At 59.0% G+C, this 9707-nt stretch carries 5 protein-coding genes and 1 tRNA gene; 3 read left to right on the forward strand and 3 right to left on the reverse strand.

Annotation, left to right across the window (positions count from 1 at the left end; translation table 11 throughout):
- Window positions 1-198 precede the first annotated feature (198 nt).
- Both ACN0SD_RS20215 and ACN0SD_RS20220 read left to right on the forward strand, forming a co-directional pair.
- Complete coding sequence (locus tag ACN0SD_RS20215) at window positions 199-627, forward strand: hypothetical protein (protein WP_417809981.1); 429 nt, start codon at window positions 199-201, stop codon at window positions 625-627.
- 903 nt (window positions 628-1530) lie between these two features.
- Window positions 1531-1914 carry a thermonuclease family protein gene (locus tag ACN0SD_RS20220; protein WP_417809982.1) on the forward strand — a complete coding sequence of 128 codons (384 nt, stop codon included), beginning with the start codon at window positions 1531-1533 and terminating at the stop codon, window positions 1912-1914.
- Window positions 1915-2174: 260 nt separating this feature from the next.
- Here ACN0SD_RS20220 and ACN0SD_RS20225 read toward each other — a convergent pair.
- Together ACN0SD_RS20225 and ACN0SD_RS20230 are read right to left on the reverse strand one after the other, a co-directional pair.
- Window positions 2175-2264, reverse strand: a tRNA-Ser gene (locus tag ACN0SD_RS20225).
- Between the two features lie 120 nt (window positions 2265-2384).
- Window positions 2385-2855, reverse strand: coding sequence for an Lrp/AsnC family transcriptional regulator (locus tag ACN0SD_RS20230; RefSeq protein WP_417809983.1), 471 nt, complete (start codon window positions 2853-2855; stop codon window positions 2385-2387).
- 105 nt (window positions 2856-2960) lie between these two features.
- On the opposite strand from ACN0SD_RS20230, the gene putA reads away from it, so the two are divergent.
- A complete protein-coding gene (putA, locus tag ACN0SD_RS20235) occupies window positions 2961-6275 on the forward strand; it encodes a bifunctional proline dehydrogenase/L-glutamate gamma-semialdehyde dehydrogenase PutA (RefSeq protein ID WP_417809984.1) in 3315 nt (1104 codons plus the stop codon).
- 79 nt (window positions 6276-6354) lie between these two features.
- Here the strand turns inward: putA and ileS are convergent, their stop codons facing one another.
- A complete protein-coding gene (gene ileS, locus ACN0SD_RS20240) occupies window positions 6355-9330 on the reverse strand; it encodes an isoleucine--tRNA ligase (protein ID WP_417809985.1) in 2976 nt (991 codons plus the stop codon).
- Window positions 9331-9707 lie beyond the last annotated feature (377 nt).

Raw genomic sequence — 9707 nt, forward strand, 5'->3', positions numbered from 1 at the left:
GTCGGTTTGCTCATGCAACCCAGCTACCATGCTGGATTCACGAGATGAATCCCTCACAGGATTTGTGCAACAGAGCCGTCAGCGTGGACAAGTTCCGACGCATCGACGAAGGAACTTGAATCCAACGTTTATCATGCGATTCCTTTCGATGACGGACCATATGTCGATCTGGATGCGCGCAAAGCCTATGCTGATGCGTTGCTCGTCTACTGGAAAAGCTTTGATAGCCGTGTGCCTCGTTTATCGCCTGAGGAAAACGATTGGCTCAAGCAAGAGCTTGGAACGACAGGAGAACGAGAACGCCGAGCCGTAAACTCTCGTGAATATGCCCTATTTTCATTGTCCTTAGACTTAGATGTTTGCCTGTCATCCCTTCGTGATTTGAATGCCGGATATACTGATACGACGAAGGCTCAAACAGAGATGTTATCGTGGGTTGGCATGGCGAAATGCTACAGTCAAATGGGACAGATGATGCTGAACTTGCAGAGAGCGGGGCTGTCTAACGGCAAATATGACGGTGCGTTTTATGCAGTCCTCTCAGATCTGATTTTGACGACTTTGTTCGATAAAGTCATTCCATCTGCAATTGCCGACGCTATGGGCTGGAAGATTCGCAAAAATTGAAGGGTGGGCTCCTATTCGGTGGCCGCACTTGTTGGAGCCGCGACTTACTTCGAAAAACAGAACCCCGGCCCAAAAACCGTGCAACCCCTGCACGGAAACCGTGCCAAGGGCGGAAATTGGGCGCAAATTGCTTGGCTCAAAAACCGTGCCAAGGCGCGCGCATTTCCCTGCACGAAAACCGTGCCAATCTTACATCTAGCCATAGGCAAAGGGTTTTGATGCCTGCGGATATGATCGGCTTCATGTCGGGGAAACGCGGATTGTGCGGATTAGCTGGGGCCGTTCTGCAATGACGGGGCTAGATCCGGCCTAAGCGAAAAAATGGGCGGGTCCGGTGTTCGCCGGGCTTGCTCGATTGGCTTGGATGCTCTGCGCGGTAAACCCGGTGGGAGCCAAGCTGTTGCGCTCTATGTGCTGTTGTCTGATCTGCACGGACATAGCCAAGTCGCCCGGTGCCATGCGGGAAGCAGGGGGAAGGGCTAAGATTACATTAGTGGAGCAGATTTGCGTCACAAGGGGGCGGCTCGACCATTAAATAACGGCGAATAACGGTTGGGCGGGCTTCCCCGTGAGAGCATGAATCTAAGCGGGGCGGCACTGGGTAAGCTCGCGTCCTGCGATGCTCTCAGTATTTCGCGGAGAGATACGCGCGCGCGCGATATGGAATGTGGTGGCGTAGAAAATGCGTATTCCATGCGACCAATACGCGCGTGCGCGAGGGCTGACAAAACCACTTCGCATTGCAGTTTTCCAAGCTGGTTGGCAAAAGATTGACTGATAGCCATCACAGCGTTTGCAATAATGTCAAATAACGTCCACCAGTTTGATCCACGCAGAAAGCGGAAACGCACGCCCCGCAGCCCAGCGCCCAGCGCAAAGCGGCGAGGAAGCTGGAAAGCACGCTTGGGATGGACCTTTGCCCTTTTAGCGGTGGTGTATCTTGCAGCAAAACCGACCGAGCATTTCCCTGAGTATTCGCGTTGGCTTGTGAAGTGGTTTGCAATGCGTGAAATCACAGGGGCGGTGACGCATGTGCGGGATGGGGACACTATCGAGGTGAGCGGTGTTCCTATCCGGTTTAGCTCGCTCAATTGCGCCGAACTAGGCACGCCCGCTGGAGAACGTGCAAAGAAGGCGATGCTTGGTTTGGTCTCAGGGCGCGAATTGAGCTGCTATCTAAATGGAAGCCGAAGCTATGACCGTTTCATAGGGAGCTGCTATTTTTCAAACGGCAAGAACGTCTCTGCGATGATGATTCACGAAGGTATCTGCACACGCTACTGGTAAAGAATTGGCAGGCCATCGAAGATAGCAAGTCTGGGCTAGCGCGCAGACCATCCGCTTTTCCTCAATCGTGGATGCACGCGCAAGCCGGGGGTGTCGGTTTCCCGCTCAATGCCGCCAAAGGCTGCAATGCCCCCCCTAGCGTGGATTTGCACAGGGACCGAACGCTCAAGCAAGCGAATCCCTAGCGTTTTTCCTTTGGTGGGTAGGTTGGTGGGTGAATCCAGAAAACTTGAAAATAAATCAATGTTTTCAAAGGTGGATGGCGGAGACGAAGGGATTCGAACCCTCGAGACCCTTCCGGGCCTACTCCCTTAGCAGGGGAGCGCCTTCGACCACTCGGCCACATCTCCGCGGACCCGTATATTGACCACGCTTGGGGGAAACAAGGGGTTTTTCGTGGTTTTTGAACGGGGCTTTGAAATCGAGTTTCGTACGGGCCTATGCGGCGCGCACAGAAAGCCCAAGTGGCGCTAAAGGCTGACGGCGGCACTTTCGACCACGGCCTCCATCGCGACGTAGCTTGAGGTCGCATGCACATGGGGCAGCGCGGAAATCTGATCGCCCATTACCCGACGATATTCAGCGATATTGCGCGTGCGCACCTTGAGCAAATAGTCAAAACCCCCTGCAATCATGTAACATTCTTCGATTTCGGGCACGGCGCGCACTGCTGTGTTGAACCGAGTCAACGCCGCCTCGCGCGTGTCAGACAGACGGACCTCGACATAGGTCACATGGCTTAGCCCCAGCTTAAGCGGCGAGAGCATCGCACGATATCCCGCGATCAAACCACCCTCTTCCAGCGCCTTGATCCGCGCCGCGACCGGGGTCTTGGAAAGCCCCACCCGTCGCGCCAGATCGGTGATCGAAATGCGGGCATTTTGTTGCAATTCATGTATGATTTTACGGTCGATTGCGTCAATTTGCGTCGGTTTGTCCATATTGCATCCCATCTATGGTCGAATTCTCTGCAATACTGACCGTTTTTGGTGCCACGCGCTAGGTCAACGGCGATATCTGGGTAAAAACATCAGGGAGACTGCGCGATGACTGACCAATTCTCTGTTTTCACCACTCAGACCAAGTATGCCGATGAGCCCGCCTTGATTGACGCCCTGCGCGCCCAGGCGGATCTGTCCGCCCCGACCCGCAGTGCGATCACGGCGCGCGCGGCCGAGTTGGTCCGGCGCATCCGCACCGAGGCTCAGCCCACTTTGATGGAGCATTTTCTCGCCGAATACGGCCTGTCCACCGGCGAAGGCGTGGCGCTGATGTGTCTGGCTGAGGCGATGCTGCGCGTGCCAGATGCCGATACCGTGGATGCGTTGATCGAGGATAAGATCGCGCCGTCTGATTGGGGTAAACATCTGGGAACGGCGTCGTCTTCGCTGGTCAATGCCTCGACCTGGGCGTTGATGCTGACGGGGCGCGTACTGGACGATGAAAAGCCGGGCGTTGCGGGTGTCTTGCGCGGCGCGATTAAGCGCTTGGGCGAGCCCGTGATCCGCGCTGCCGTGACGCGCGCTATGAAGGAGATGGGCCGCCAATTCGTGCTGGGCGAGACCATCGAGAAGGCGCTCGATCGCGCGAAAACCCGCGAATCCCAAGGCTTTACCTATAGCTATGACATGCTGGGCGAGGCGGCGATGACGGCGGGCGATGCCGCGCGCTACATGCGCGCCTATTCCAACGCGATCGCAGGGATTGCGAAAGCTTGCACCAAGAGCTCGGTTGAGGCCAATCCGGGCATCTCGATCAAGCTCTCGGCGCTGCATCCGCGCTATGAGGTCGCGCAATCAGATCGCATCATGACCGAGCTGGTGCCGATGGTGCGCGATCTGGCGCGTCAGGCGAAGGCCGCCGGCATGGGGCTCAATATCGACGCTGAAGAACAGGACCGGCTGGTGCTGTCGCTGCGCGTGATCGAGGCCGTGCTGTCAGACCCCGAACTGGCTGGCTGGGACGGGTTTGGCGTGGTCGTGCAGGCCTATGGCAAGCGCGCGGGGCTGGCGATCGACTGGCTGCATGGGTTGGCCAGCCGCTTGGATCGTCGCATCATGGTGCGGCTGGTGAAAGGCGCCTATTGGGACACCGAGATGAAGCATGCGCAGGTCGAGGGCCTGTCCGGTTTCGCGCTGTTTACCTCAAAATCAGCCACCGATGTCAGCTATATAGCCAATGCGAAAAAGCTGCTGGGCTATAGCGATCGGATCTATCCGCAATTTGCCACGCATAATGCGCATACGGTGGCTGCGATCCTTGAGATGGCCGATGGTGAGGCGTTTGAATTTCAGCGCCTGCACGGCATGGGCGAGCGGCTGCATGACATCGTGATCAAGCAAACCAAGGGGCGCTGCCGGATTTACGCCCCCGTCGGCGCGCATCGCGATTTGCTGGCCTATCTGGTGCGGCGGCTGCTGGAAAACGGCGCCAATAGCTCGTTTGTGCACCAGATCGTGGACGAAGACGTCGCCCCCGAAGAGATCGCGCGCGACCCCTTTGCCGAGGCCCATATCGCGCCTGCGGGCCTGCTTTCACCCGGTGATCTGTTCGGCGCGCGCGGCAATTCAAAAGGCTTCGATCTGAGCGATGCCGAAACGCTGGCGCGAATTGAGACCGCGCGCGATGTGGCAATTCCCGATGCGGCCCCGCTGACCGTGACGCCCGCCTCGGGTGAAACGATGCCGGTTCGCAATCCGGTAAGCGGCGAGATCGTGGGCCACGTCACGCAAGCCGATGCGGCGACTGTCAGCGCGGCAATTGAACAGGCCCGCCCTTGGGACGCAACGCCTGCGGCGCGCGCCGCCACCCTGCGCCGTGCTGCGGATCTCTATGAGAAGAACTTCGGGGTAATCTTTGCCACGCTCGCGCGCGAGGCGGGAAAATCGCTGCCAGATGCGGTGGGCGAGTTGCGCGAGGCCGTTGATTTTCTGCACTATTACGCCGCTCAAGGCGAATCCCTGACCGCCGCACCGCGTGGTATCATCACCGCGATCAGCCCGTGGAACTTCCCGCTCGCAATCTTCAGCGGGCAGATCGCCGCCGCGCTGATGGCGGGCAATGCCGTGCTGGCCAAACCGGCCGAGCAGACCCCGCTGATCGCTGCCATTGGGGTTCGCTTGCTGCATCAGGCGGGCGTGCCGCTCTCGGCGCTGCAACTTCTGCCCGGCGATGGTGGCACGGTTGGCGCGGCGCTGACCGGCGACGCGCGCATCAACGGCGTGGTGTTCACCGGCTCGACCGAAACGGCCAAGCTGATCCAGAAATCCATGGCCGATCACCTTGATCCCGGCGCGCCGCTGATTGCGGAAACCGGCGGGCTGAACGCGATGATCGTGGATTCGACCGCCCTGCCCGAGCAAGCCGTGCGCGATATTGTGGCCTCGGCGTTTCAATCGGCGGGTCAGCGCTGCTCGGCGCTGCGCTGTCTTTATGTGCAAGAAGACGTCGCCCCGCATCTGATCGAGATGATCAAAGGCGCGATGGACGAACTGCGCGTCGGTGATCCTTGGCAGCTGAGCACCGATGTCGGCCCAGTCATCGACGATGAGGCGCAAACGGGCATTGCGGAGTATCTCAAGACCAATGCGAACCGCGTGATCCATCAGATCAGCACCCCCGAAATCGGCCATTTCATCGCGCCCAGCCTGCTGCGCGTCGAGGGCATCGCCGATCTGGAGCGCGAGATTTTCGGCCCTGTTCTGCATGTCGCCACCTTCCGCGGCGGAGATCTTGATCGGGTGATCGAGGCGATCAACGCCAAGGGCTACGGGCTGACCTTTGGTTTGCACACCCGGATCGACACCCGCGTGCAAGAGGTCAGCGATGCGATCAAGGCTGGTAATGCCTATGTAAACCGCAACCAGATTGGTGCGGTCGTCGGCAGCCAGCCCTTTGGCGGCGAAGGATTGTCTGGGACCGGCCCAAAGGCGGGCGGGCCGAACTATGTGCCGCGCTTTTGTGTGGATGCGCATGTCACAATGCCCAAGCGAGAGCAAATCCTGCCCGGCCCGACCGGCGAGTTGAACCGCCTCAGCCTTGATCCGCGCGAACCGATCTTGTGCCTTGGCCCGGATGTGGAGGCGCAAGTCGCTGCCGTCGAGGCGCTTGGCGGGCGCGCGCTGCGCGATACCAAAGCGACGCCTGAGATGGTGGAAACACGCGCAGGAATTTCTGGCGTGATGTGGTGGGGCGATACCACCACCACCGGGCGCGCCCTCGCCCAGGCCCTGGCGCGCCGCCCCGGCCCGATCGTGGCGCTGATCACCGGCCAGCCCGATATCGGCCATCTCTATCACGAGCGTCACCTGTGCATCGACACGACAGCGGCGGGGGGCAATGCCGCGCTGCTGGCAGGTTAATGCGCACACATAAAAACGCCGGGCAAGTCTCCCTGCCCGGCGTTTTTCCATTATCTTTGAACCCGTTGGGGCGCGCGCCCTAGCCCAAAGCGTCGTTGCAGCGCTTGCAGGTGCCGGGGTGTTTGTGGCTGCCAACATCGGGCAGGATCTTCCAGCATCGCTGACATTTCGAGCCCATCGCACGCTCAAACACCACCGCGATACCGGGCTGCTCGGGCAAGCGGAACGCCTCGCTTGGCGCCGGGTCGGTCGTGACCGAAATCGACGACACAATGCACTGATCGGCAAAGGCCACCGAGCGCATCGCATCAGCCAGCTCGCTATCCTCGACATGCACCACCGGCGCTGCCTCCAGCGAGGAACCGATTTCCTTGGCAGACCGATGCACTTCCAAAGACGCGGTCACGACACGGCGCGCGCGCCGGATGCCGTCCCATTTCTCGGCCAGAACAGGGTTGTGCCAATCCTCTGGCACCTTGGGCATGTCTTGCAGGTGCACAGACGAATCCTCACCGGGGAAACGCGACAACCAAACGTCTTCCATCGTGAACACGAGGATCGGCGCGAACCACGTCGTGAGGTGATGGAACAGGTGGTCAAGCACCGTGCGCGCAGCACGCCGACGCGTCGAACTGGCCGGGTCGCAATAAAGCGCATCCTTGCGGATATCGAAATAAAACGCCGATAATTCCACCGTGCAGAAAGTGAACAAGGTCTGGAAAACGCCTTGGAAATCAAAGGCCTCATACCCTGCGCGCACCTCGGCATCGAGCTCAGACAGACGGTGCAGCAACCAGCGCTCCAGCTCGGGCATGTCGCGCGCGATCACCCGCTCGTCCTCGGAATAATTTGCCAGATTGCCCAGCATAAACCGCAGCGTGTTGCGCAGGCGACGATAGCTATCTGCCACCCCTTTTAGGATCTCGGGCCCGATGCGTTGATCGGCGGTGTAATCGGTCTGCGCCACCCATAGACGCAGAATATCGGCGCCATATTGCTTGATGATTTCCTCGGGAACGATCGTGTTGCCGATGGATTTGGACATTTTCATGCCCTTCTCATCAAGCGTAAACCCATGCGTCACCACGTTGCGATAGGGCGCGCGGCCCAATGTGGCACAGCCTTGCAGCAGCGAAGAATGGAACCAGCCGCGATGCTGATCGGTGCCCTCCATATAGACATCGGCGATGCCGTCCTTGGTGCCATCGGCGCGGTCGCGCAGCACAAACGCATGCGTCGAGCCGCTATCAAACCACACATCAAGCACGTCGAAGACCTGCGTGTAAGCCGCCGGATCAACGAGCCCGTCGAGCACCTTCTCCTTGAACCCGTCTTCATACCAAACGTCCGCGCCACTGGTCTCAAACGCCGCCGCGATACGGGCGTTGACCTCGGCGTTGCGCAGCAGAAAATCGGGGTCGGTCGGCTTGGCCCCGGTCTTGACGAAACAGGTTAGCGGCACGCCCCAAGCACGCTGGCGCGAGAGCACCCAATCGGGGCGCGTCTCGATCATCGAATGCAGGCGATTGCGGCCCTTTTCGGGGGTGAACTTGACCAGATCTTCGATGGATTTCAGCGCCCGCGAGCGGATCGTGTCACCATATGTGCCCATGCCATCGTCGAGTTTATGATCAATCGCAGCAAACCATTGCGGCGTGTTGCGATAGATCACCGGTGCTTTGGAGCGCCAGCTGTGAGGGTAGCTATGCTTGATCTTGCCCTTGGCCAGCAGCGCGCCCGCCCAAGCCAGTTGCTTGATATTGCTGACATTTGCCGGACCGTCTTTGCCGTCTTGCGCAATGATCGCCTCGCCGCCGAATAGCGGTAGATCGGCGCGATAGGTGCCGTCGGGTTCGACATTATAGGTCATGGGCAGGCCGAATTTCAGGCCCATCTGATAATCGTCATCGCCATGGCTGGGCGCAGTGTGCACGAACCCCGTGCCCGCCTCATCGGTGACGTGATCGCCGGGCAGCATCGGGATGTCATAATCCCATTCGCCCTGCGCGCCTTCGACGCCGGCATAGGGATGCGACAGCGTCAGCCCCTCAAGTTCTTGCGCGCTGACATCGCGAATGCGCGTATAACTTGCGACCTTGGCCTGATCCATCACCGATTGCGCCAGCGCATCGGCCAGAATCAGAAGTTCGTCCTCGGTCGCGGTGGATTTTTCCTCCAGCGCGACGACGCGATACAACCCGTAGGCAATACCCGGCCCGTAAGCCACGGCGCGGTTTTGCGGGATCGTCCACGGCGTGGTGGTCCAGATCACGACGGAGGCGCTACGAAGCATCCTGCGTTCAATTGCTGCCTGTGACGCATCCGAAGGAGTGTCGCCTACCCCAGTCAAACTTTTATTTTTAACCTTAAAGCGCACCCAGATTGTGTGGCTGGTGTGGTCATGATACTCAACCTCAGCCTCGGCCAGCGCGGTCTTTTCGACCGGCGACCACATCACGGGTTTGGACCCCTGATAGAGCGTGCCATTCATCAGAAATTTCATGAATTCCTCGGCGATCACCGCCTCAGCATGGAAATTCATCGTCAGATAAGGATCATCCCAGTTACCATAGACGCCCAGACGCTTGAATTCTTCGCGCTGGATATCGACCCAACCTTCGGCGAATTTGCGGCATTCCTGACGGAAATCAACGATATTGACCGCGTCCTTGTCCAGACCCTTGGCGCGATATTGTTCCTCGATTTTCCACTCGATCGGCAGGCCGTGGCAATCCCAGCCCGGCACATAGCGCGCGTCTTTGCCCATCATCTGATGGCTGCGCACGATGATATCCTTGATCGTCTTGTTCAGCGCGTGACCGATATGCAGATGCCCGTTGGCATAGGGAGGGCCGTCATGCAGCGTAAACGGCGCGCGCGATCCGTCTGCGTTTTTCTCGCGCAGACGGTCATAGACGTCGATCTTTGCCCAATGGGCCAGCCAGTCAGGCTCGCGGGCAGGCAGGCCTGCCCGCATCGGAAAATCGGTCTGAGGCAGGAATACGCTCGCGCGGTAATCGGGGGCGCTGGTTTCGGTCGTCTTGTCGGAACTCATGGGGTTTCGTCCTTGGGGAAGGGATCAGCGCGCATTCGCCCGCGCCGTTGGCATGGCTCATCGCACCCGGCGGCCCTGACGCATCAGAGTGCCGGGCAAATAATTCGCGTTATATGAGCCAGCCTGAACATGGCGTTCTTATAGGCGCGCCCTGCCACAGCGGCAAGCGCGGATAAGGGTTTGCGTGCAGAACGGGACGTGAGCGAGACGTTCGCTATCAGAACTCTCCCTAGCTCTAAATTTTCGCCCCTATTTCAAAGCCAAACGGCGCCCGTTATGGGCGCCGTTTGGTTGTATTTGCATTGTTTATAGAGATGATTTTTTCGCTTCTTACTAGGTTTGGCGGTGACCTACTCTCCCACGTCTTAAGACGCAGT

The organism is Thioclava sp., assembly GCF_048263065.1.
Taxonomy (GTDB): Bacteria; Pseudomonadota; Alphaproteobacteria; order Rhodobacterales; family Rhodobacteraceae; genus Thioclava.

Coding starts and splice junctions, on each gene's coding strand:
- ACN0SD_RS20230 (WP_417809983.1), bottom strand. CDS start 2,855: ATGGACAAACCGACGCAAATTGACGCAATCGACCGTAAAATCATACAT.
- putA (WP_417809984.1), top strand. CDS start 2,961: ATGACTGACCAATTCTCTGTTTTCACCACTCAGACCAAGTATGCCGAT.
- ileS (WP_417809985.1), bottom strand. CDS start 9,330: ATGAGTTCCGACAAGACGACCGAAACCAGCGCCCCCGATTACCGCGCG.